Annotated in this window: 19 protein-coding genes; 8 read left to right on the forward strand and 11 right to left on the reverse strand. The window is 38.9% G+C overall.

The genetic code is table 11. From position 1 onward, the window contains the following. Positions 1-30: 30 nt before the first annotated feature. The 3 genes from V6984_RS02355 (at position 31) to V6984_RS02365 (ending at position 7,713) form a co-directional block, all read left to right on the forward strand. Positions 31-3,348, forward strand: a complete 3,318-nt coding sequence (locus tag V6984_RS02355) for a DEAD/DEAH box helicase family protein (protein ID WP_342758215.1) — start codon at positions 31-33, stop codon at positions 3,346-3,348. 54 nt (positions 3,349-3,402) lie between these two features. Beyond that, a complete protein-coding gene (locus tag V6984_RS02360; protein ID WP_342758216.1) occupies positions 3,403-5,517 on the forward strand; it encodes an AAA family ATPase in 2,115 nt (704 codons plus the stop codon). A 192-nt stretch (positions 5,518-5,709) separates the two neighbouring features. Next, entirely contained in the window at positions 5,710-7,713 is a 2,004-nt protein-coding gene (locus tag V6984_RS02365) for a reverse transcriptase domain-containing protein (RefSeq protein ID WP_342758217.1), read from the forward strand. 626 nt (positions 7,714-8,339) lie between these two features. Here V6984_RS02365 and tnpC read toward each other — a convergent pair. The 11 genes from tnpC to V6984_RS02420 all read right to left on the reverse strand — a co-directional run bounded on the left by tnpC (position 8,340) and on the right by V6984_RS02420 (position 17,607). Then, the gene (gene tnpC, locus V6984_RS02370) at positions 8,340-9,485 is read right to left on the reverse strand and encodes an IS66 family transposase (protein ID WP_342758218.1); all 1,146 of its coding nucleotides are present in this window, start codon (positions 9,483-9,485) and stop codon (positions 8,340-8,342) included. Positions 9,486-9,544: 59 nt separating this feature from the next. Continuing rightward, positions 9,545-9,736: a hypothetical protein gene (locus tag V6984_RS02375; protein ID WP_342755954.1), complete on the reverse strand. Its 192-nt coding sequence runs from the start codon at positions 9,734-9,736 to the stop codon at positions 9,545-9,547. 1 nt (position 9,737) lies between these two features. Next, complete coding sequence (gene istB / locus V6984_RS02380) at positions 9,738-10,574, reverse strand: IS21-like element helper ATPase IstB (RefSeq protein WP_342755953.1); 837 nt, start codon at positions 10,572-10,574, stop codon at positions 9,738-9,740. Then, positions 10,567-12,048 (reverse strand): IS21 family transposase, encoded by a 1,482-nt coding sequence (gene istA, locus V6984_RS02385; RefSeq protein ID WP_425324244.1) that lies wholly within the window; start codon positions 12,046-12,048, stop codon positions 10,567-10,569. The genes istB and istA overlap by 8 nt, the downstream gene beginning before the upstream one ends. Positions 12,049-12,187: 139 nt before the next feature. After that, on the reverse strand, positions 12,188-12,715 hold the full coding sequence (locus V6984_RS02390; protein WP_342758219.1) for a transposase: 528 nt from the start codon (positions 12,713-12,715) through the stop codon (positions 12,188-12,190). Positions 12,716-12,996: 281 nt separating this feature from the next. Beyond that, on the reverse strand, positions 12,997-13,356 hold the full coding sequence (tnpB, locus tag V6984_RS02395) for an IS66 family insertion sequence element accessory protein TnpB (RefSeq protein ID WP_342756269.1): 360 nt from the start codon (positions 13,354-13,356) through the stop codon (positions 12,997-12,999). Further along, complete coding sequence (tnpA, locus tag V6984_RS02400) at positions 13,346-13,708, reverse strand: IS66 family insertion sequence element accessory protein TnpA (protein ID WP_342756270.1); 363 nt, start codon at positions 13,706-13,708, stop codon at positions 13,346-13,348. Before tnpA ends, tnpB begins: the two co-directional genes overlap by 11 nt. A gap of 66 nt (positions 13,709-13,774) precedes the next feature. Further along, on the reverse strand, positions 13,775-14,998 hold the full coding sequence (locus V6984_RS02405) for an IS256 family transposase (protein WP_342758220.1): 1,224 nt from the start codon (positions 14,996-14,998) through the stop codon (positions 13,775-13,777). Between the two features lie 210 nt (positions 14,999-15,208). After that, the gene (locus V6984_RS02410; protein WP_342759928.1) at positions 15,209-15,913 is read right to left on the reverse strand and encodes a transglutaminase family protein; all 705 of its coding nucleotides are present in this window, start codon (positions 15,911-15,913) and stop codon (positions 15,209-15,211) included. Between the two features lie 80 nt (positions 15,914-15,993). Then, positions 15,994-16,707: an AraC family transcriptional regulator gene (locus V6984_RS02415; RefSeq protein ID WP_342758221.1), complete on the reverse strand. Its 714-nt coding sequence runs from the start codon at positions 16,705-16,707 to the stop codon at positions 15,994-15,996. Positions 16,708-16,740: 33 nt separating this feature from the next. Then, positions 16,741-17,607, reverse strand: a complete 867-nt coding sequence (locus V6984_RS02420; protein WP_342758222.1) for a MerR family transcriptional regulator — start codon at positions 17,605-17,607, stop codon at positions 16,741-16,743. A 310-nt stretch (positions 17,608-17,917) separates the two neighbouring features. Here V6984_RS02420 and V6984_RS02425 point away from each other — a divergent pair, with 310 nt between their 5' ends. The 5 genes from V6984_RS02425 (at position 17,918) to V6984_RS02445 (ending at position 23,403) form a co-directional block, all read left to right on the forward strand. Beyond that, positions 17,918-18,694 carry an SDR family NAD(P)-dependent oxidoreductase gene (locus V6984_RS02425; RefSeq protein ID WP_342758223.1) on the forward strand — a complete coding sequence of 259 codons (777 nt, stop codon included), beginning with the start codon at positions 17,918-17,920 and terminating at the stop codon, positions 18,692-18,694. Between the two features lie 30 nt (positions 18,695-18,724). Continuing rightward, on the forward strand, positions 18,725-19,948 hold the full coding sequence (locus tag V6984_RS02430) for a helix-turn-helix domain-containing protein (RefSeq protein WP_342758224.1): 1,224 nt from the start codon (positions 18,725-18,727) through the stop codon (positions 19,946-19,948). Positions 19,949-20,043: 95 nt separating this feature from the next. After that, entirely contained in the window at positions 20,044-21,288 is a 1,245-nt protein-coding gene (locus V6984_RS02435; protein ID WP_342758225.1) for an MFS transporter, read from the forward strand. A 184-nt stretch (positions 21,289-21,472) separates the two neighbouring features. Further along, positions 21,473-22,177 carry a response regulator transcription factor gene (locus tag V6984_RS02440; RefSeq protein WP_342758226.1) on the forward strand — a complete coding sequence of 235 codons (705 nt, stop codon included), beginning with the start codon at positions 21,473-21,475 and terminating at the stop codon, positions 22,175-22,177. Next, positions 22,174-23,403, forward strand: coding sequence for a HAMP domain-containing sensor histidine kinase (locus V6984_RS02445; protein ID WP_342758227.1), 1,230 nt, complete (start codon positions 22,174-22,176; stop codon positions 23,401-23,403). The genes V6984_RS02440 and V6984_RS02445 overlap by 4 nt, the downstream gene beginning before the upstream one ends. Positions 23,404-23,419: the final 16 nt, after the last annotated feature.

Genomic DNA, 23,419 nt, shown 5'->3' on the forward strand with positions numbered 1-23,419 from the left:
ATTATTAATTTATATAAGGGGTGTTCACAGATGACAAACTTTGATTATTTAAAACAAGAACCAAAATTTAATAGTTTTGCTGATGTGGCAATTGTGGCAGAAAAAGTCATACAAATAGACGTGGAGTCTTGTATTATCAATTGTCGTCGGGCGATGGAATTTGCAATTAAATGGATGTACTCTGTGGACAAGTCTTTAGAAATGCCATATCAGGATACTTTAGCTAGTTTAATGAGTACAGAAGATTTTCATGACCTTGTAGATGATGATTTATGGAAACGTATAGATCTGATACGTAGAATAGGTAATCGTGCTGCACATAATGGAAGAAAGGTAACAAAGGATGAAGCAGTACTTTGTTTGCAAAATTTATATATTTTTCTTGACTATGTAACGTATTGCTACGCAGATGATTATTCAGAAAAATCTTTTGATATTAAACTTCTAGAAAATCAAAACGCAAATGCCGTTGCTGAATCAATTGACAAATCTATGGAAACTGGCATAGATCTGAAAACCCTTATTGCCGAGAATAAAGCATTAAAAGAGGAACTTACAGAGCGAAGAGAAGAACAGCAACAGTCCTATGTTCCAAAACCACTAGATTTATCCGAATACAAAACGCGAAAGATTTATATTGATTCTATGTTAAAGGATGCAGGATGGACAGAAGGGAAAGACTGGATCAATGAAGTTGAATTGCCAGGAATGCCAAATAAATCAGAACTGGGACGTGCGGATTATGTATTATACGATGACGCGCATAAGCCATTAGCTGTAATTGAAGCAAAACGTACTTGTGTGGATGTTGTAAAAGGGCGCCAACAGGCGAAGCTATATGCAGATTTATTGGAAAAGCAATATCATAGAAGACCAGTTGTATTTTTGACAAATGGGTTTGAGACAAGAATCATAGACAATCAGTACCCAGAGAGAAAAGTAGCCGTTATTTACTCAAAACGTGACTTGGAGAAACTTTTTAATCTTCAAACCATGCGCACAAGTCTTAAGAATATTGTAGTAGATAAGGATATTGCAGGACGCTATTATCAGGAAGGTGCAATTAAAGCAGTATGTGATCAGTTTGACCAGAAAAATTGTAGAAGAGCACTTTTAGTAATGGCAACCGGTTCCGGAAAAACAAGAACAATCATAGCATTATGCAAAGTATTGTTAAATGCAGGATGGATAAAAAATATTTTATTCTTAGCAGACAGAAATTCGCTGGTTACACAGGCAAAAAGAAATTTTGTGAATCTAATGCCTGATTTATCTGTAACAAATCTGTGTGAGGAGAAAGAGAATTACAATGTGCATTGTGTATTTTCTACATATCAGACAATGATGAATTGCATTGATGAAATAAAAGATGAGGACGGAAAACTTTTTACAAGCGGTCATTTTGATCTGGTGGTTTGTGATGAAGCGCATCGTTCCATTTACAATAAATATAAAGATATCTTCACTTATTTTGACGCACCATTGGTGGGTCTTACAGCTACGCCTAAAGATGAAATTGATAAGAATACCTATCAGATTTTTGAATTGGAAAATGGGGTTCCTACATATGGATACGAATTAGCTCAGGCAGTAAAAGATGGATATCTGGTAGATTTCATGTCGGTAGAAACAACGATGAAATTTATTGATCAGGGAATTGTATATGATGAATTATCAGAAGAAGATAAGGCAGAATACGAAGAAACCTTTGAAGATGAAAATGGAGAATTGCCTGAAAGAATTAATTCAGCAGCATTAAATACATGGATCTTCAATGAAGATACTATAAAGCAAGTACTACATATCTTAATGACAGATGGAAATAAAATCAATTATGGAGAAACACTTGGAAAAACCATTATCTTTGCAAAGAATCATGACCACGCAGAGAAGATTCTTGAAGTATTCAATAAAGAATATCCACATCTTTCTAAAAACGGACAACCCTTTGCAAAGGTAATCGATAACTACATGACCTATGCACAGAGTGCCATAGATGAATTTTCTGATCCGAAAAAAATGCCTCAGATAGCGATTTCAGTAGATATGTTAGATACTGGAATTGACGTTCCAGAAGTTTTGAATTTAGTCTTTTTCAAAAAAGTGATGAGTAAGGCAAAATTCTGGCAGATGATAGGACGAGGAACACGTTTGTGTCCAGGTCTATTAGATGGTGAGGATAAAAAGAAGTTTTATATTTTTGACTTCTGCGGAAATTTTGAATTCTTTAGAATTAGCAATGGGAAACCAACAGCCAATATGATGGCACTTCAAGGTGCAATATTTAATTTGGAATTTCAAATCGCATACAAGCTTCAAGATATTGATTATCAAACAGAAAGATTAATAGAATATCGTAAGAACTTGGTGAAATTAATGTCGGAAAAAGTGTCAGAGCTAAATCGAGATAATTTTGCCGTAAAGCAACATTTAAAATATGTTGATTTATATTCTAGTGAAAATAATTATAATGCATTGACTTATGAAGATTCTTTACTGGTAAGAGAAGAAGTAGCACCACTTATTTTGCCGGATTTTGATGAAGCAAGTGCTGTTCGATTTGATGCACTCATGTATGGAATTGAACTTGCTTATTTGGTAGGCAAGAAATATTCAAAGGCACGAAATGACTTGATGAAACGAGTAAGTGCTATTTCAAGTGTGGCTAACATACCTGAGATACAGGTTCAATCTGAATTAATTCATCAGATTCTTCATACAGATTACATAGATCGGGCTGGAATCAATGAGTTTGAGCATATAAGAGAGAAATTAAGAAATCTTATGAAGTATATTCCAAAAGGTGGAACGTTAAAATACAATACACATTTTGACGATGATATCTTATCGCAGGAATGGAAAGAGTCTGAATTAGAAAGTGATGAATTGAAAAATTACAAAGCTAAAGCAGAATTTTATGTAAGACAACATCAGGATAATCTTGTAATTGCTAAATTAAAAACAAATAAGCCACTTTCATCGCAAGATATGGATTTGCTAGAAGAAATACTGTGGAAAGAAGTTGGAACAAGAGACGACTATGAACAGGAATATGGACAAAAACCTTTAGGGGAATTTGTACGCGAAATCGTAGGACTCGATATGAATGCCGCCAAAGAAGCATTTTCAGAGTTCCTGGTAGAAACAAATCTTGATTCTACACAAATATATTTTGTGAACCAGATAGTTGAGTATATTGTTCATAATGGAATGCTAAAAGACTTTTCGGTACTTCAGGAATCACCGTTTACAGATAAAGGAAGTGTTGTGGAAATCTTTACGGATCTAAATGTGTGGATGGGGATAAGGAAGGTTATTGAAGAGATTAATGCAAATGCAGTGGCGTAAAGGAGAATTTATTTGTAAGCAGAAAATTGAGAAAGGTTAAACAGGTGGGGATTAATGGAGATAGCAATAAAAAACTGTAATAATATTAATAACGCTTTGATTAATATACAGGAAGGCAGACTCAATATAAAGTATGCAATTAACGGAACAGGGAAATCTTCAATTTCTAAGGCAATTGACTTTTCTAAATCAGAAGAACAATTGAAAAGTCTCAAACCGTATAAGTACTTATCTGATGATTTTAATACTCAAGAATACAATCCCAAGGTTGATATATCATCTGAACTAACTAAAATATCTATTTTCAATGAGGAAACTTTAGAGCAGTATACTTTTTTACCAAATGATTTGCTTGCAAATAGCTTTGAAATATTAATTAAAACAGAAGATTATGAAAGACGTATGCAAACAATACAAGGATTAATTCAGGATATTCAAAATACATTTAGAGAAAATCCTGATTTTGATCAACTTATTTCAGAATTAACAACGTTCATTTCAGGATTTGGAACAACTCAAAATGGTTATTCAAAAACAGGTTCAATTGGAAAGGGTTTAGCCAAAGGAAACAAAATTGTTCATGTGCCGACTGAACTAGCTGAATATACACCATTTATTCAGAGCCAAAATAATGCAACTTGGTTGACTTGGCAGAGTAAAGGTATACAGTTTATGGAGACGATAGATAAATGTCCATATTGTGCGGAAGGATTAATTGAGGAGAAAAAAACAAAAATTAAAAAAGTGGCTGATGAATATGATTCTAAATATGTTGCAGAGCTTCAGAAGATGATAGGTGTATTTCAAATTTTAAGAAATTATTTTACTGAATCTGTGAAAGAAGTAATTGATCGGTTAGCTAGTAGTAGTTTAGCATTTGCTGCAGAAGAAATTAATTTTTTAAAAGAAATAAAAAATCAAGTATCGGTTTTGAATATAAAACTGATAGAAATTAAGTCATTAAACTTCGCGACCTTAAAAGATGTAGATGCAGTTATGACAACAATTCAAGGTAAAAAAATCGACTTGAACATGTTATCGCATATTAATTCTTCATATACAAATGAACGTATAGCACTTGTTAACTCAGCATTAGATAATATTTTAGTTCAGGCTGGAAAATTACAAGGTGAGATTAATCAACAAAAAAGTTATATCCGTAAAACGATTGAAAAATATCATAAAGAGATAAATGGATTTCTGGAAAGTGCGGGCTATAACTATCAAGTATTAATTGAAGAAAATCAAGATAATAGCACTTATAGAATGGTATTGATAAGTAAAGAAAATCTTGAACATGTAAATGATGTGAAGCTTAGGCTAAGCTATGGAGAAAAAAATGCTTTTGCATTGGTTCTATTCATGTATAAAGCTTTAAGTGAAAAGCCTGATTTAGTGATTCTTGATGATCCAATTTCATCATTTGATAAAAATAAAAAATATGCCATAATGGAAATGCTGTTTCAGGGAACAGGTACTTTCCAAGGAAAAACAGTGTTGATGTTAACACATGATTTTGATCCTATTATTGATTTGATACATACAAGTAGCATTCGATGTAGATTTAATCCAGTTCCAGTAGCAACATTTTTATGTAATAGAGAAGGAGAATTAGAGGAAAAAGAGATATCCCCTTCTGATATTCACTCTTTTTTTGAAATTGCGAATGATAATATAAGCTCTGATATCGATGAAATAAATAAGTTGATATATTTGAGAAGAAGATTAGAAGCGGTTGGCGATAAGAGCTTGGCTTGGCAATTGCTATCAAATGTTTTTCACCCTGGTAGAGAGAATCCGATTTTGCAATTGGAAAGTGGGGAACGTCCTATGACCGAAATTGAAATAACAGAAGCTTCAAATGTTATTAGTGAAGAAATTAATGGATTTGAATATGACAGAGTATATCAAAGAGCACATAATTTGGAAGAAATGATACTTCTGTATAAATCTGCATTAAGTAATTATGAAAAAATACAGCTTTATAGAATTATTCAACATGGAAGAATAGCTGATACAATTATTAAAAAATTTATAGATGAGGCATATCATATAGAAAATGATAGCTTATTTCAATTAAATCCAACTGAATATTCTACTGTTCCAGAATATATTATTAAGCTATGTAACAGTGAAATTGAGGATTTAGAAAAGCATAATTTAGGGTGATATTGAAAAAGATGTAACTGTATGGTAAAGTAATTCAAAGAGCCAGTAATGTTCAACTAAGTTGGACTTTTTGAAACTATTTTTAGTTTGTAAAATGAATCAACAAACCAGTAACACTTAATAGTGTCTAAAAATCAGCCACTATTAAGTATTCCAGCTTTGTCGATGTAATTGTACAAGGTGGCTCTTTTTTTGTTGGAGGATAAAATGTATTTGGGTAGTTTGGCGAATATAATTATAAATACGCGTCCACTAGTATTTTTATGTGGTCCATACATAGATGAAGATGATAAAAAAGATCGTCGAAATATTTTGAGAAAATATTTTAATGAATTTAAAGAAGAGACTACATACAAAAAAGAATTGATTCAGATAACGCCGTATGCGTTGGTAATTGACAAACTGTTTGACTCAAAGAAGCTAGAAGAAGAAATGAATGTAACGTTAATTGAAGAGATTGTAGCTGCCTGTGCCTTTAAAAACTATATTTTTATAGACACAATGTCCACTGCTTTAGAATTAGGTCTTTTTTCAAATAGCTATGCGCAAAATAAAACGACAGCATTATTACCAAGTGATTATAGTTTGTTTAAGCCTTCAGTTGGATATTTTGTTACAGAAACAATGAATAAATCTCAAAATATTACGTTATGCAAATATAAAAATCGTAGATATAACAAAGTTATTGATGATGGAAAATATGTAATTGAGAATTTGATTGGGTTTAAATCCAATAAAGTACCACGGGAAATCGAAAATGAGATAAAGCTTGATTTTACAGGTGATATAAATAAATATTTAATTAGTATGTTATTCACAAGTAATATAAATGAATCGGATAAAATATATTTTGAAATAAATAATAATCAATTAGAGATTTTGATTCCTGCAAAAAATCTTTTTTATCTGGTTAATAAATATTCAAATACGGATACTATATACACAGTGGTTTTGGAATATTTCAAACAAAATATTTGCCATAATACACCAGAATATATGAAAATATTTTATCTTATAAAAAAGAAAAAAATGAGAATGATCTTGCGGTCATCCTTTGAATATTCTTTTGATGAAGTTGTTAAAAATATGGAATATCTAATAAGCACAATCAAAAGAAATTCCATATTTCCACAAAAGTTCAAAAAATTAGAGTATAAAGAAATTGATAGATTTAAGAATTATAATCGAACAAATTTTTATGAACTGATAGGTTTTAATAGTGCAGAAATCTATAGGATAAAGAAGATATATCAAACTAAAGCAAAAGCAATTACCCATAAGAAACTTTGCATTAATGGGAAAAGTAGAAAAATTGATATGTATAAAGGAACCTCTGAAGGATATGAACTTAGGAATATACATAAAAAAATAGTGGATGGATTAAGTGATATAGTTGATCTTAATAGCAAAAGCTATGCATATTGTAATAAAAAATCTATTTTGGATTGTGTTAAGAATCATATAGATAGTCAATACTTTTTGAAGTTAGATATTTGTAGCTTTTTTAATTCGATAAGTAAGAGAAATCTAAACAAGATATTAAAAATGGTTTTATCTGATAATGGATCAGAAATGTATTTATCAAACCTTACAGGAAAAACAGCAGTATATAAGAGCTCTGTTATAAATGAATGGAATGAAGTGGAGAAGATACTTGATTTATGTTTTGTAAATGGAAAGTTGTCGCTGGGGTTAGTATCATCTCCAATGTTATCAAATATTTACATGGATTATTTCGATCGTAGATTTTGTGATAAATTTCCAGGACTTAAATATACAAGATATTCTGACGATATACTTATTTCATCAGATGAAAACTTTGATGTAGGAGCAGTAAAGCAATATATTGTTGAAGAATTGAAGTTACTAAAATTGACAATCAATCTAAAAAAAACAAATTATTTTCGAATTCAAGAACCTGGGGACCATATAAAATTTTTAGGATTAAATATCGTGCAGGGAAAGAAAAACAACTATGTGACTGTTGGTAAAAAATATATTAAATTAGTTTCTAAAAATGTAACTGAGTATTTAAGAGGAGAAAGTAAATTAAAGAAGTCTCAATTGATAGGTCAAATTGAATACCTGAGATTTATAAGTATAGAAGATTATGATTCCTTCACAAAGATATTTAAAATAAAAACAGGTAATGAATTTGACTATGATAAATTTAAAAATATTTATAGATTGACCTGAGAAAATTATTGGGACAAACAGATATGAATAATTGGAAGATAGTGAATTGTTCGGTTCTATAAATATTGTTCTGGAATAGAAAGGCAAATTATATTTGCTTTTTCATTGAATCAATTTTATAATAATAACAATGGAACTGCAAACCACTGTCACATTATTTTTAGATTAGAAATGATTGGATTGCAAGCCATTGGATACCATAAGAATGACGTGAAAATGCCTTGGTACTGGATTGGTACTAAAAAGCGTTTAAACGATATGGAATGGTTAAGAAAATCGAAATAAACTATACAAATATGTATAGAAAGTGAATGAGATATACGAAAAGGTACAAAGAACTTTGCGAGTTTGAATAATTAATATGAGCCCACAACCTGAGAGTGTAAATTATTTTGTGTAAACCTCTTAGATTCATGAAAAAATATCAGAATCATTATTGGGTTTCATAATAGAACCCTTCGTTTAGATTTTTACACAACATACGCAGGCTGTCAATCGGCAGCCTGCGTTTTCTATGGATATGATTTTTACTCTAAGTCGGAAGGAACGATTCTGTCACTGAAGTAGAGTATACGGTAAACCATGAGTACCGCCTTGAATTTTGACCGCCATTTTGGCGGCCTGGATTAATCTTTTGTTTTTATCCGGCAGTTCTCCGGGATTTTATCTGACCAGGGAAGTAGATCTTTCAGGAAATCCTGATCGGTATCTTCTTGATGTTCCATCAATTCTGTGAGTAAAAACTCCAGATAGCGGAATGGATTCAGATTGTTTGCCTTGGCTGTTTCAGTAATGCTGTAGGCTATGGCACTAGCCTTTGCTCCGTCAATCGTATCGATTAAGCGCCAGGTATGTTTATGGACACAGAAGGTGCGAAGTGCTGACTCTGTTGCATTGTTATCCAGAGGTACATCCCCGTCATCCAGGAACACTTTAAGATTCTTTTCATGATTGATACAGTAGCTGATGCCTTCCAATGTTTTGCCTTTTGATAGGCGGTTACTCATTTGAACATCTTTTGCCCATGCGAAGAAGGCCTCTACCAGTGGCTTTACGGTGAGCTGTCTCTCCTGCCTTCTTCGCTCAGGAGATAGCCCGGATAATCCATTATCCAGATGATATATGGCTGCGATCTGCTTCAATGCCTGATATGCGACCGTATCCTGTGCGGATTCCCGTCTATTCTTGGGAATCGCTTTGATTGCTTCGGCAAATCGCCGCCTGCCGTGAGCCCAGCATCCTGCAAATATGATATCCGGATTCTTTCGATCTAGTGAATCATATACAGCGTATGCATCGGTCACTAAGGTTCCATGAAAGTTCTTTAAGAACTCTTGCGGGTGCTCCGTCTTTCGAGTCTTTTGATACTCGTAAAGAATGATAGGAGTATCCTTATAACCCTTTCCTGTGCGGTATACCCACATGTAACTCTTGCTATTCGCAGGACGTCCATCCTTTGTTACGAATACTGGTGTTTCATCTGCCTGAAGAATGCGGAATGTAAGCAGCTCCTTCTGCAGATAATCGAACATGATCCCCAGATAACGTTCCGCACATTGGATTACCCAGTTTGCCAGGACCTGCTTGGATATATGGATATCGTTTCGTAAATACTCTTTATTGATACGTTCCAACGGCATTCCGTTTACGTACTTTGCATTATAGATACTCGCAACAAGTGATGGTGTTGCAATACTGTTTCGAAGAAGGCTCTTTGGACGGTTGTGATTGTCAATAAAAAAGTCCCAAAAATAGCGGAGAAAATTCCCCACTTTATTTACCCGGGAAAAAGCACCGCTATGGATGCTTTTTCCAGTTTTTTACTGTCTTTTTACACCATGGGTAATACGCCATGCCATAATTCATAATCAGGAATTGCGATATCATTCTTCATAAGCAATAATTCCAGCTCTTTATTACGCTGTTTGAGCAGTTCAGCTTTTCTTTGCTCATCATCAAGCATATCTCTCAGTATATCCGCCGCTTCTATCGCTTCGTTTCGTGTCAGCCTGTTTTCTTTCATCTCATAAATCCCCGCTTTCTTCGGTCTCTTCCATTTCGCTCAAACCTTCCTTTGTTCCATTTCCTGAACTCTCTTTTTTCGGTCTGCCCCGCCGTTTCACAGCGCTGATCCGTTCCCGTTCTTTCATCCGGTAGCTTTCACCTTCTATAGTTATAAAGCTGCAGTGGTGCACAAAACGGTCAAGAATGGCCGTTGCCAGTACCGGGTCAAAAAGAATGCTCCCCCATTCATCAAACTGCTTATTGGAAGTAATGATGGTAGAGGCTGTCTCGTATCTTTTGGAAATCACTTCATAAAGATCGTCCACATTTGTCTGGCCCAGCTTCTTGAGCCCAAACTCATCAATTACCAGCAGATCCGGTGAAATGTATTTCTTCAGTTTCTGGCGGAAAGAGTTGTCCGCACGGGATATGTATAAATCCTCCATCATTTCCGAAAGCGTGGTGAACAGCACCGTGTACCCCTGTTCAATCGCTTTTATGCCAAGTGCGATGGAGAGATGAGTCTTACCGGTTCCGGGAAGTCCGATAAAAGCTATATTTTCTTTTTTCCGGATAAACTCGCAGGTCCCAAGGGCATAGATGACCTGACGGTTCAGGCAGGGCTGCCATGAAAAGTTGAATTCTTCCATTGTTTTATGCTGGGGCATGCGCGAACGCTTCATCCGATCGTTACGTCTGTTTCTTGAGCGGTTAAGATTTTCATCATTTATGAGCAGTTCAAGAAATTCGATATAGGACATCTGTTCCTTTGCTGCCTGTTGGGCCCGCATATCCGCTGTTTGGAGAATTCCGGCAAGATGGAGCTTTTTTATCTTTTCCTGTAAGGAATCATTCATGGGAGATCACCCCCAGTCCTGTCATTTGACGGTAATCCGACAGTTTCCTGATTTTGCTTCTTCCTTCCATGGACAGTTCCTGTTCATCCTCCAGTGGAAGATGGTACAGACCGCTTTCACAGATCTTTTTTACTGCCCGGTAGGTAATGTTTCCATAATGGCATGCCCTTTGGCAGGCCTTGTCTACGGCATCCTCCCCATATTTTTTTCGGAGTGCCAGGATACCGGAAATGCTCCGGTAATGATGGCACTGGTACATCTCCGTATCCTTAAATGCTTCCAGAAATGCCAGCGCGCCTGTCCCCACCTGTGCCATTTTTTCGCGATAGCTTGACAAAAGCTCCTCCTGTGTTATTGTTTTGGTAGATGGGTAATGACTCTTATCCGTCACATGTTCGCCCTTTGCATTCCCGCACAGACTGTGGAGGGCGATCTCTTTTCCGGCATGGTAGATTTTCAATAAATGATTCACTTCGATGACATCCACTTCCATTCCGATATAAGTGTAAGGCACGGAATAATAATTGCCGTCATGAACGATATGGCAGTCTGTCCTTACGGTGGCGGCCCCGGATTTTGAAAAGAGAAAGTCCTGCGCAGGAAGCGGCTTTAAATATGCTTTTTCTGTCTCAAGATATACGGTTTCCGGTTTTCGGCTTGTAGTCCCGTGTATCCGACGGTTTGCCGTTTCTTTCAGCCATGACAGGAGAAACCGCTTTGCTTCTTCGATTTCTTTAAAATCCCGTCCCTTAAAGCAGTTTTCTTTTACGTATCTCACGTTCGATTCTACTTTCCCTTTATCGGTTGGTGTGTATACCCGGCACGGATTGGGAAGGAAGCCATAGTGCCCGGCAAAAGCGGCATAGGTGCGCTGCACGGTCGGCTCATAAAAGTCTGCCTCAACGATAGCAGCCTTTAAGTTGTCGATCTTTACGGTCTGGGGAACTCCGCCAAAGTACCGGAATGCCTCTGTGTGGCACCGGATGAAGGTCTGCACGCTCTGATCCAGAGTAACAGCAACGTACATGTAGCGGGAGTAGCTCAAAGACATGACAAAGATCCATGCTTTGCGCGGTGTTCCATTTACTCTCAAGGTTCCGATATAACCGAAATCTACCTGTGCCTCTTCGCCCGGCAGGGAATGCAGCACCATGTAGGCGTGAGGCTGGGATTTCCTTATTTTTTTCACATAATCGCGCAGGGTGGTATAACCGCAGGCAACGCCGAACTCTTTTTGCAGATCCTGGTGGATGCGGGTAATGGACAATTCCTTGGATAACTGGATTTCTATGTATTCCTTGTATTCATCCAGCATGGACGGCCAGGTTCCCTCCTGTGTTTCCTGTGGCAGCTCCTTTCCCTGCGTTTCTTCTCTGAGCACTTTGCGTACTGTTTTTCTGTCAATGCTAAGCATCTTCCCAATCTGGGTTTTGTTGTATCCTTTCTGATACAGAGTCATGATTGTAGTTTTCATGTCTACCTCCAGCATAATAAAATTTTCCTCCTTATGGGGAGAGTCCTTTGTTACGCTTTCAGTATAACTTGGTCTTTACGTTAGGCATAACAAGGTGGGGAATTTTCTCCGCCAAAAGTGGGTATTTTTATTATGCCATTCACAGACGGTCTGCTTTTACAATCGTTTGATTGTCCCTGCCTGCATAGACTGCCACGTGATGCTCTTCTACGGTATAGACAGCTGGTTCCACCTTGACTCTTTTATATACTTCGTCAGGCAATTGTTTCCATCCGTTCACTCCAAAGATTTCTGTCAGTTCTTCCTCGGATAATACATGAGGGATTTCGACAACTGGAAGGCCTGCTAAATCCTTATCTCGTTTTCCGACCTGCTTTTTCTTCTTTGCAGGAAGTACATCATCTTCAGCCGGTTCAACCACATAGAGGGTTTCCGTGAGTGCTTCTGCCTCATTAAATATGAAGTCAAGATTCAGCTGCCCATCCATTACCTCAAGCTTTTCCGAAGAGCGGCCATACCGCTGATTGTTTGCAACTGCAATCTGCTCGATGAGACGTTCCATGTTCTGGTTCAGCTGCTCTAATTGTTCCTGCATGGACAGGATGACAACCATCATGCTCTCTTTGCTTAAGCCATTCAGTTCATCAACCGTGTATTTTTTAGCCATTTCGCCGCTCCTTTAACTGTCATCTATTATACGATAAATGCAGGGAAAAAGCGAATCCGGGTAATTCGGGTCATCGGCATTTTGACGGTGTATAACTACTCTGAAACCTCTAAGAAATGGCTGGTTTTCTTGGTTTTTCAAAGTTTTATCCACTTGAATTAGTTTTCCGGGTTTTGCAGGGAGAACTAATTCACTTTACTAGCTTGTTCTGGTGGATAACTATCCGGATGCGGCGAATCCTGTCAGATTTAACATTTTCAATTTCTACGAAATGCACAAAATCAGAGTAGATCTGTACGATCAACTTCCTGGATCGGTTTCTTTGCAATGACTTCGATACCTTCCATTAACCGTTGGTACTGTTCCTGCGTAATCTCCAGTGCTTCTTCGGTAGTACGAGGCCAGTTGAAGCCTCCAATTTCAAGTCGCTTATATAGTAGCAGGAAACCATCACCTTCCCAAAGAAGTCCTTTCACACGGTCTGTCCGTTTGCCGCAAAAAAGAAACAAAATATTCTTCTGGAACGGATCAAGATTGAAATTATATTTTACAATGGATGCTAACCCGTCAATTCCACGTCGTAAGTCCGTGTAGCCGGTGGCAAGATATATCTTCCGAAATCCAGATGAATCATTGAACATAAGATAGTGCTCCTATCAACCGGCGGAGAAATGCATCCGATGCAGAATCTGCAATTTCAATCATACATCCATTTACATGGATGGTAGCGGAAGAACTTCCGCATTCGTATTTTGGTTCCGCAGTCTTAATTACGTTAGGAACTTCAACAAAACCAGTTGAGAGATCCGTGGGAGCCATACTTGCCTGTATGGTATAGGCCTCTTCCCGAACCCTACGCTGCCAGTAGTAAAACTGTTTCTCGTCGACCTGATTTTGTTCGCACCACTGTTTTTTTGATAATCCGCTTACATTACATTTCTGGATGAGCTTGCTCCAACGGGCCAATCTCATCTTGTGAGTGATCTTGTCCATTCAATAGACCTCCTTGATTCTTTGGAGGCATTATCTCATGGATGTAACTAATTGACACGGTACTGGTTATTTACCGTGTACGAAGTAGATGCACAGTTGGTCTAAAGTCTGTCCCCAATTCCAGCCTGCTCCAGTCCATTTTTCAGTTATATCGCACATTGCCAGATATAGGATCTTGAATAAAGCATCATCTGTTGGAAAGATGGTCTTTGCTTTTGTCACCTTCCGCAGCTGACGGTTGAAATTTTCTATCGCATTCGTAGTATAAATGATCTTACGTATTTCTTCCGGATATTTAAAGTATGTAGAGAGCTGCGGCCAGTTGTTCCTCCATGAAGCTATCGAAGATGGATATTTCTTTCCCCACTTTTCTTCTAATTGGTCAAGGTTCTCCAGAGCCAGTTCCTCGGTCGATGCCTGATACACCTCTTTCAGATCTTTGACAAAAGGTTTCAGATCCTTATAATTCACAAATCTGGTAGAGTAGCGTACCTGATGTACGATACACCTTTGGATCTCTGCTTTTGGAAAAACAGCTCCGATTGCATCACCAAATCCCGTCAGACCATCGACCGATACGATCATGATATCTTCCGTACCGCGGTTCTTTATTTCATTCAGCACACCAAGCCAGTATTTTGCACTTTCATTGCCACCTACCCACATGCCTATTACTTCTTTACGACCATTCAGGCGAATTCCAATGGCAACATATACGGCTTTTTTTATCGTCTGGCTGTCCTGTCTCACATGGAAGTGTACGGCATCCATGAAAACAATGGCATATTTCTTTTCCAACGGCCGGTTCTGCCATTCCTTTGCGATTGGAAGGATCCGGTCTGTCATGTGAGAGATCATTTCTGCGGAAGCATCTACACCATAAACGGATTTCAGATGAGCAGAAATATCCCTTGTAGTCATCCCTTTTGCATACATGGACAATACCTGATCTTCAATGTTCGAAATGTCTGTCTGATTCTTTTTCACGATCTGAGGCTCGAACTCACCTTTCCGGTCACGTGGAATATCAAGGTCAATGTCTCCTACAGATGATGTGACTGTCTTCTTACTATAGCCATTCCGGCTGTCGTCCGTATCCTTGTTCTGATAATCGTATTTGGAGTACCCGAGCTTCTGGTCCATTTCGCCTTCCAGCATTCCCTGAAGAGTGTCACCAAGCAGATCTTTGAGCATCTCTTGGACATCGCTTGCATCACTTGGCTGGTAATGCTCCAATAAACTGTTGATGAACGCCTTGCGTTCCGGTGAAAGTTTTCTTTGTCTTGCCATAAAAATATCCTCCTGGATTAATATTTATTTTAACATCAATCCAAGAGGATATATATGATATATATAGTTTACACAAAATTTTTTACAGTCTCCACAACCTAGCCTTTATGCAGGTTTGTGGGCTCTCTTTATGTCTCGGGAATTTGGCCTGCGTTAAGCATTGTTAAAACGCTCCATCTCATTTGTTATCTATAACCTTTTGCTCTTCCCTCACAGATTACCACCCCTTATCCCCCTAACCTTCCCATTCATCCAATGCCTCCCCACATTACGATACAAAAAAGTCTTCACCCCCGACATTTCCTGTCGATGCTCCCGAAACAGTTCATCCGGACTGTAATAGATGCCAAAGTCCTGATTAATTCCCTCGCTCTGAATGTAAGTGTTATTACCGTTCCAATCGATCACAGGATTCTTGAAATCCTTAACCGCAACGCCATATCCGCAGAAGGCCCCTTCACAATCCTTATTTATCTTCTGCAATTTTTCCAAGTAAGCTTTATCCAATATAAAGCCCTCCAGCTCATACCAGATATTATCATAGAATACTTCCACCCAGCTATGCAGCACATTGCGGGGAGCATTCTTATAGATCAATCCTGTCATGGCGCCCTTTTGCAGTTCCTTATCGATGGTAAAGCCATGCGCTCTGCAAGGAATTTTAACTGCTCTTAACAATGCCATAAAAAGAGTTCCCTTGGTATTACACTGTCCGTACCCATCGGACAGAACCTTAGATGCAGCTATGTTATCATCCAAATTATATCCGAATAGAATCTCATCCCTTACATAATTATATACCGCTTTAATGCGGTTGAATTCGTCTAACTCTTCCCATTTTTTCTCATTTACCAAAGCTTGTATCCGATGATTGGAGTAATCCAGCATCCTGGTTTCCAATAAATACCTATCCATATCCATTATTATCATATCCTCTCTAATCTATTATGAGGAAATGATACACCATGCTTTGCCTGAAGTCTTTCAAAAATCTGCTATTTCAAAACAGCGGTGATGGATATTCCGGTCTGCTTTTTGCACATGGCCGCCAGATGTGCCGCGCTGGAGAACCCGGCCTCTAATGCTGCATAAACGATAGGATGTCCTTCCAAAACCAATTTGTAGGCTTTTTCCAGTTGCTTAATGTTTAGATAACCTTTTAAAGAACTGCCGGTCTGTTCCTTGAATATATGGGAAAGTCTTCCGATTGACAGGAAGTTTTCTCTTGCGATCTCTTCAAGGAGGCTTTCCAAATACCGATAATTCTTAATATCCACGATAAGCTTTGCGACACGTTCATCCCTCGCATTTGTCCCCTCCTTTTCGGCGTGTTCTCTCCTTGGCAGATTCATTTCTCGAAATAAACTCTCTACAAAGGAAGCAATCTCATGCTGTGAGTCATCAACAGAAAAGGCTTGGGTTAACATAATGTTTTCTGTCAGTACAATTTCATCCTCTGGAAGATAATCCGCTTTTAGCTTTTCTGCCAGAAAACTTGTGGGATCGATCAAAAGAAATAGCGGGCACTGTTCTCTTGGGGGCATCTGGTGCCTGACGTTTTTATCCACGATTAACGCGCGATAACAATTCTTACTTCCCTCTTTTTCCGATAGTAAGAATATATGAAGAAAATTATGCTTGTGAATAGAAACACTTTTAAAAGTCGGGATGACTACGATATAGTCATTTTCAAAATATATCTTACTCACGGAATGAACTCCTTTTGCTTCATAGACTGGCGGTTACCCTCGCAAGTGGTATTGTAATGCTCCGGCAATATAATCAGAGGCGCCTGTTCCATACTTTTCATCATTAACTGCCTTGATAGTGTCATGAGAATAGCCCTCTATTACTATATCCCAGAAGCCTTCGCCCATATCTATTCCCAAATTATTTTTATTAGAAAATTCGATGATTTCATGAACGATATCCTGAATCTCATTAGAAGAAACATCTCTGGTCATATCGGAAGTCAATTTAAGGTATAGCTCATCGCTTTTCTTCATAATTTCATCCTTGTTCTCGATGATGGCATTTGACTGTTCCATTAATTCCGAAAAATGTTCCAAATTGTATTTCATGGCTTTCGTATATTTTTCAACACTGCCAAATTGCTTGATGGCAAGCTTGGCTACATGGGACTCATCGTCCTTGACTTTTTGGATAAACTCATTAAAGTTCTCGACGCTCCCCCAATATTTGATTATATCATCTTTCTTTTCGCTTTTGAATTGTTCCAATGCCTCGATATATTCGCTTAGGTCAAACTCTTTAAAACTCATATACTGCTCTCCCTTCTCCAATCTGCTTAGAAGCTCTATGAGCTTATCGATCCGGTTTCGTTTTAAGCTGAGCAGCTTCTTTTGCTTCTTAAAAGCCTCAATTTTATCGAATTCCGGATTTTGCAGAATCTCTTTGATCTCCTTCAGCTTAAAATCAAACTCTCTAAAAAGTAAAATTTGCTGCAGCTTTTGCAAAGCATCATCATCGTACAGGCGATAGCCTGCCGGAGTCAATTCGCTTGGCGCTAAAAGCCCGATTTCGTCATAATATTGCAGAGCCCTTACGCTTATTCCCGTTAATTCAGCAACTTGGCTTATAGTCTTCATGATTACCCCCTCTTAAAATTATAAAAACGAATGCAGAGAAATCTTTATGGATACGTGCTCCCGCCTCCTGGATAATATAGTACACTATCACGTTGCGTGGGAGTCAATACTTTTTTTTCAAGGGGGTGTCTAGCCCCTGCAAAAGCAGTTTTCATACGCATAAATTTAAGATTTCCCCAAATGTAGAATATACTGTAACAAAGTGTCGACATAAACTTATTTAATGTTGAAGACGGATGTTATAAAATTAAGGAAAGTAATGAGTTTCGCAAACGTTTTATATAACATAAAAAGAAGGGATGAAGGAAGGATGGATAATTATTTTGATTTAACAGGAAAAGTAGCGGTAGTGACAGGTGCCAGCTCCGGACTTGGGGCAGATGCCGCGCTCGCCTACGCAAAAGCGGGAGCGGATGTGGTGTTGCTTGCAAGGCGTGCGGAAAAGCTGGATGCGGTAAGGGTTGAAATTGAAAAAACAGGGAGAAAAGCGATAGCGCAGGCCTGTGATGTGACGGATGAGGAAAGTGTAAAGGCGGCAATCAGTAAAATACTGGAAGTCTTCGGGCAAGTTGATATATTGCTGAATAATGCCGGGATAGCGGTGCGGGGCGGCGTAGACAGTATGACGGTGGAAGAGTGGGATAAGTCCTTTGACACGAACGTAAAAGGAATCTTTTTGGTGAGCAAGTATATCGTTCCTCATATGAAGGAAATCGGATATGGTAAAATTGTCAACATCGCGTCCATCAATGCAGTTGTTGCGGATAAGTCCGATATATTTATCAGACATTCCTACAATTCATCTAAAGCGGCAGTGGTCGGCCTGACCAGAGGTATGGCGGCGTCCTATGCCAAATACGGTATTACGGTAAATGCCATTGGTCCGGCACTTTTTGAAAGCGAGATGACCAGCGGAACCTTGTTTAAGTCCGAGGACTTTTTGAAGGGATATAATTATTCTAATCCTACGGGGCGCCCGGGCAATCGAGGAGAATTAAACGGCACGATTCTTTATCTTTCCAGCGACGCTTCCAGCTATGTGCAGGGGCAGTTTATTATTGTGGACGGCGGCAGTTCTCTGGTATAATATTATCGAATATACTTTGGAGGTTCTCCCATGCACGCACCCAATCCTATCGGTACCCTCCTGAAACTGGAGCGTATAAAACAGAACAAAGGTCAAAAAGAGGTATGCTACGGCATCTGTGTACCTTCTTATTTGAGTAAAATAGAACACGGGAGCGTGACTCCGGATGAAGAGATTGTTGAAAAACTATTCCGAAGGCTGGGTATTTCCTATGAAGGAAACCGGCCTGAATTTACGGTATACGGAGAAGAAATCGAAAAGTATTTCTATGCTCTTCACTACCGGCTGGACACGAAAAGTCAATACACCTCATTATTAAAGCATGATTTGCAGCTATCCTACAGCGCTTTAGCAATCGATTGGCTGCTCGTCAAAGGACTGGAGGGTGAGCAGGTTAGCCCGCAGCTAAAGCCGCTGCGAGAGAATATGAGCGCGAAACAGAGAGCCTATGATACCTTTCTGCGTTTCGACAAATATACGGATTCGGGCCAAAGGGTATTGGACATCGAGGAAGCCTTCGGGGCAGTGAATAATTCCTTTGCCATGCTTCGGCTGTGTATGGCATATTTTCTCCACGGGGACTATTCGTCGATTCACCGGATGGAAAGCAGGATTGTGGCTATGGCCCTGGAGGAAGGGAATACATTTAGTTTGGCAGAATATTATTTGTTCAACGGCTCCGCTTATGCTTGCCTGGGTATGGAAGAAATGATGATGACAAATTATAGCCGTGCGATTCGGCTTTTGCAGAATACGGGTTGGAAAGAGGAGCTGTGGGGAGTGTATTATAATATCGGTTCAACCTATATCAATCTGAATAACTATGAATTAGCATTAGAATATTTGCAGAAATCACAAGAGATGAGAAAAACCCCTGAATTTCTTACTCTTCACAAGCTGGCAATTACATATATCCGAAGTAATCGGCTTAAGGAGGGCAGAGACTATCTGAAACAGATGGAGGAAATGCTTTTAAGCAGTCAGACGGATTCAGAGCTGGAACACTTGATCTACGAAGAAGCTCTCATGGAATGTCAAAAGTGTTTTCCGGAAAAAGCTTTTCTTGGGGACCCGAAATATTTGGAATTGCTGGAGCGGCTTATCACAGTGTTAAAAAGGGAGCGCCACTTCGGGTTCCTATATTTTTATAAAGACATGGTGGTGGAAGCCTATAAGAAACAGCGAAAATATAAACAGGCATTGGAGTTCGAACAAGAAATTTCTTCGAAAATTACAAATGAACGTGCTAAGTAATGATTTCATAGACATAATTTCTCAAAAATAATGATTTTACAATGGGTAAAGCTTACTGTTAAAATGTCTCTATCTTGTACATGAAGGAGGTTCCTATGGAACATTCAAAGAAAAAGAGCATTTGGACGAAAGACTTTACCTATATTACTGTGGCGGTTGTTTTATCTTCCATCGGCGGAGAGGCGATGAATCTGCCGGTCAGTCTGCTTGTTTTTGAAGAAACGCAGTCAACGTTCCTCTCCGCGATAGTAATGGTTTGCGGTATGCTGCCCGATATTGTTCTGCCGATATTCGTAGCGCCGCTTATCGATAAGGGAGATAAAAAGAAATGGATCGTAGGACTGGACGGGCTGTTGGTGATTCTCTACATGGTAATGGGCATCTGGATAAGCGGACATGAGTTTTCTTATGGACTGTATCTTGTTTTTGTTTTGGCAGTCGGAACTATTTCGGTGTTCTACCGCCTGGCGTACAGCGCGTGGTATCCGGATTTGATTCCTGCCGGATTGGAGCAAAAAGGGTACGCGGTAAGCGGAACTATCTACCCCACGGTAATTGTCGTAATGTCACCCGTAGTTACTTTCATCTATGGCAAGGTCTCCATGGGAAATTTATTTCTGGCAGTGGCGGCAGTTACTTTCATATCCGTTTTGGTGGAAAGCAGAATAAAATCCACGAGGAAAAACGGGCAGGAGGTCTACACCTTCAGACAATACCTGGAGGATATGAAAGAAGGCTTTCGCTATATGCGAAAGGAAAAGGGCATAAGAAATATCTATACCTATATGAGCATAGCCAACGGAGCTTCCGGGGGAGTAAATATAATTACACAGGCTTATTACCAGACGCAGCCATGGCTTACCGTAACTATGCTCGGGTTTTTGAAGAGCGCAGAAATGATTGGCCGCGTGCTGAGCGGTTTGTTTCAGTATAAGAAAGAAATACCGCAGGAAAAAAGATATGCTTTTACCAAGGGTGTTTACTTGTTCTATGATGCCATGGACTCAGTGTTACTGTTTATGCCTTACCCGCTCATGCTTTTGAACCGCTTTCTATGCGGCGGGCTGGGCACCGGCAGCGCAACGATACGCGAGACGGCCGTGCAGTCCTATTTGCCTGAGGGGATGCGCGCGAGGGTAAATGCGCTGTTCAGTGTCATATTTTCCATCGGCGGAATCGCATTTCAATTGCTGGCAGGCATATTGGGACAGCTCATGCCTTACCGATATGCGGCCTTGTTTATAGGAATCCTGACCTTGCTCAGCGTATTCCTTTTTATTATACTTCCTGCAAAAGAGAATCGGCCGGTATACGAGGCGGTCCGGGAAGCAGCGTCTTAAACTGATTTGTTGACGAATTTGTAAAAACATCAATCTTCTGCAGCATGTATTTTGATCCTACACAGCTGCATGTACTTTAAATCCTATATTCTCTTGATTTAATTCGGTTAAACGAATACACTAAACACATATACTCTGCTCTAAGATGCGGAAAATACTGTTGATAAGCGAATAAGGAGGATGAATGTTGAGCAATAAAATTTTACTTTTAGAAGATGATTTCAGTTTAGTGGATGGATTGAAATATTCCTTAAAGCGCAATGGATTTGATGTGGAAATTATCCGTACGGTAGAAGAAGCTATAAGCCGCCTGCCCGAGATTGATGCATATGACTTATTGATTTTTGATGTAACATTACCGGATGGGACAGGCTTTGAAGTTTGTGAAAAAGTCAGGAACCAGGGAAAGAACATACCTATTTTATTTTTGACCGCTTCTGATGAAGAAGTGAATGTCATTCGGGGGCTGGACAGCGGCGGTGATGATTATGTAACAAAGCCTTTTAAGTTAGGCGAGCTGTGTTCCCGGATTCATGCTTTACTGCGCCGGACCGGTATATCCAATCCAAACAATAATGTTGGCATCGAGTGTGGCGATATTTCGATTGACCTTTTGGGAAGCCGGGTACTGTTGGGAGGAAGAACTCTGGACTTAACAAGTGCGGAATATCGTCTCATTTGCTTATTAGTAAGGAATGCTAATAGGGTAACAACTCGCAGCAGTATTTTAAATGAGCTGTGGGACAGTACAGGCGACTTCGTGGATGACAATACACTTTCTGTTTATGTACGGAGGCTTCGTGAAAAAATTGAAGTGGAGCCATCTCACCCGGAGCATTTGATAACGGTCCGTGGATTCGGCTATCAATGGAACGAGGTATCGTTATGAACCTTTTTCGTGATAAACAGATAAGCTATTTTAGCGCTTTTCTTTTTTCTTTCGTTTTGTTGATTTTTCTTTCCGGCATGGGATTGAATGCAGTACAGGAAAAGGCCATACGAAATTTATTTCTATCGTATGACAATGCTGTTGCGACCTCCCTTTTGGAACAGGGTGTTTCAAAAGATGTGATTGCTGAAGCCATTACGAGTACGGCAAACAGCCAAGAGGGTACGGCTTTGCTTGTTAATATAGGTGTAACAGAACACACCGCTATAAGATTTCTTCCTTATGCTTCTGAGTTTCAGCAGATTTCAAGGTATTACACGCTGCCTGTAGGAGCGCTTTTATCTGTATTGCTTTGTGGTGGAACATTTATTTTTTTATGGAAAAGAGAGCAGCTTTATCTGCAAGCGGCAAGGGTGATTGCCCATTTTACAGAAGGGGATTTTTCTTTGCGCATGCCTCAGATGAATGAGGGGACGATTTACCGTCTCCTTGCTTCGGTAGATCAACTTGCCGCAATACTCCAGTCGAAAAACGAAGATGGGCAGAAAGCAAAAGAATATTTGAAAAATACGATTTCAGATATATCACATCAGCTGAAAACACCGCTTGCTGCTCTTACAATGTATCATGAAATCATTTCCGGCGAACCGGATAATGTTGAAACGGTAACAGTGTATTCTGAAAAGACAGGCTTGGCATTAAAGCGTATGGAACAGCTTATTCAAGCCATGCTGAAAATTACCAGATTAGACGCTGGCAGTATTGCCTTTGAAAAGGAAAGCTGCCGTATTTCAGAATTGATTCATCAAGCAATCAGCGAATTAACAACGCGTGCAGTGGGTGAGAGAAAAGAAATTACAATAGATGGATCACCGGAAGAAACAATTATATGTGATAAGCAATGGACGAGAGAAGCGGTTGGAAATATAGTAAAAAATGCCTTGGATCATATGGATTTGGGTGGAAAAATCAATATCTCGTGGAATCGGACCCCTGCTATGATTCGCGTTATTATATCCGATAATGGCTCAGGGATTGCTCCTGAGGATTTACACCATATATTCAAGCGATTTTACCGCAGCAAAAAATCTCTGGATACACAGGGAGTAGGCCTCGGCTTGTCACTGGCAAAAGCTATTGTTGAGGGACAAGGAGGCATCATCTCTGTTCAAAGTACTTTGCATGAAGGGACCGTTTTTACGCTTTCCTTCCTTACGGAACTGTAAGCTGTTATTCACCCGA

The sequence above is a fragment of the Kineothrix sp. IPX-CK genome (genome assembly GCF_039134705.1).
Lineage (GTDB): Bacteria > Bacillota > Clostridia > Lachnospirales > Lachnospiraceae > Kineothrix > Kineothrix sedimenti.

Coding starts and splice junctions, on each gene's coding strand:
- V6984_RS02355 (WP_342758215.1), top strand. CDS start 31: ATGACAAACTTTGATTATTTAAAACAAGAACCAAAATTTAATAGTTTT.
- V6984_RS02360 (WP_342758216.1), top strand. CDS start 3,403: ATGGAGATAGCAATAAAAAACTGTAATAATATTAATAACGCTTTGATT.
- V6984_RS02375 (WP_342755954.1), bottom strand. CDS start 9,736: ATGAAAGAAAACAGGCTGACACGAAACGAAGCGATAGAAGCGGCGGAT.
- istB (WP_342755953.1), bottom strand. CDS start 10,574: ATGAATGATTCCTTACAGGAAAAGATAAAAAAGCTCCATCTTGCCGGA.
- istA (WP_425324244.1), bottom strand. CDS start 12,048: ATGAAAACTACAATCATGACTCTGTATCAGAAAGGATACAACAAAACC.
- V6984_RS02390 (WP_342758219.1), bottom strand. CDS start 12,715: ATGGCTAAAAAATACACGGTTGATGAACTGAATGGCTTAAGCAAAGAG.
- tnpB (WP_342756269.1), bottom strand. CDS start 13,356: ATGTTCAATGATTCATCTGGATTTCGGAAGATATATCTTGCCACCGGC.
- tnpA (WP_342756270.1), bottom strand. CDS start 13,708: ATGGACAAGATCACTCACAAGATGAGATTGGCCCGTTGGAGCAAGCTC.
- V6984_RS02405 (WP_342758220.1), bottom strand. CDS start 14,998: ATGGCAAGACAAAGAAAACTTTCACCGGAACGCAAGGCGTTCATCAAC.
- V6984_RS02410 (WP_342759928.1), bottom strand. CDS start 15,913: ATGGATAGGTATTTATTGGAAACCAGGATGCTGGATTACTCCAATCAT.
- V6984_RS02420 (WP_342758222.1), bottom strand. CDS start 17,607: ATGAAGACTATAAGCCAAGTTGCTGAATTAACGGGAATAAGCGTAAGG.
- V6984_RS02425 (WP_342758223.1), top strand. CDS start 17,918: ATGGATAATTATTTTGATTTAACAGGAAAAGTAGCGGTAGTGACAGGT.
- V6984_RS02430 (WP_342758224.1), top strand. CDS start 18,725: ATGCACGCACCCAATCCTATCGGTACCCTCCTGAAACTGGAGCGTATA.
- V6984_RS02435 (WP_342758225.1), top strand. CDS start 20,044: ATGGAACATTCAAAGAAAAAGAGCATTTGGACGAAAGACTTTACCTAT.
- V6984_RS02440 (WP_342758226.1), top strand. CDS start 21,473: ATGTTGAGCAATAAAATTTTACTTTTAGAAGATGATTTCAGTTTAGTG.
- V6984_RS02445 (WP_342758227.1), top strand. CDS start 22,174: ATGAACCTTTTTCGTGATAAACAGATAAGCTATTTTAGCGCTTTTCTT.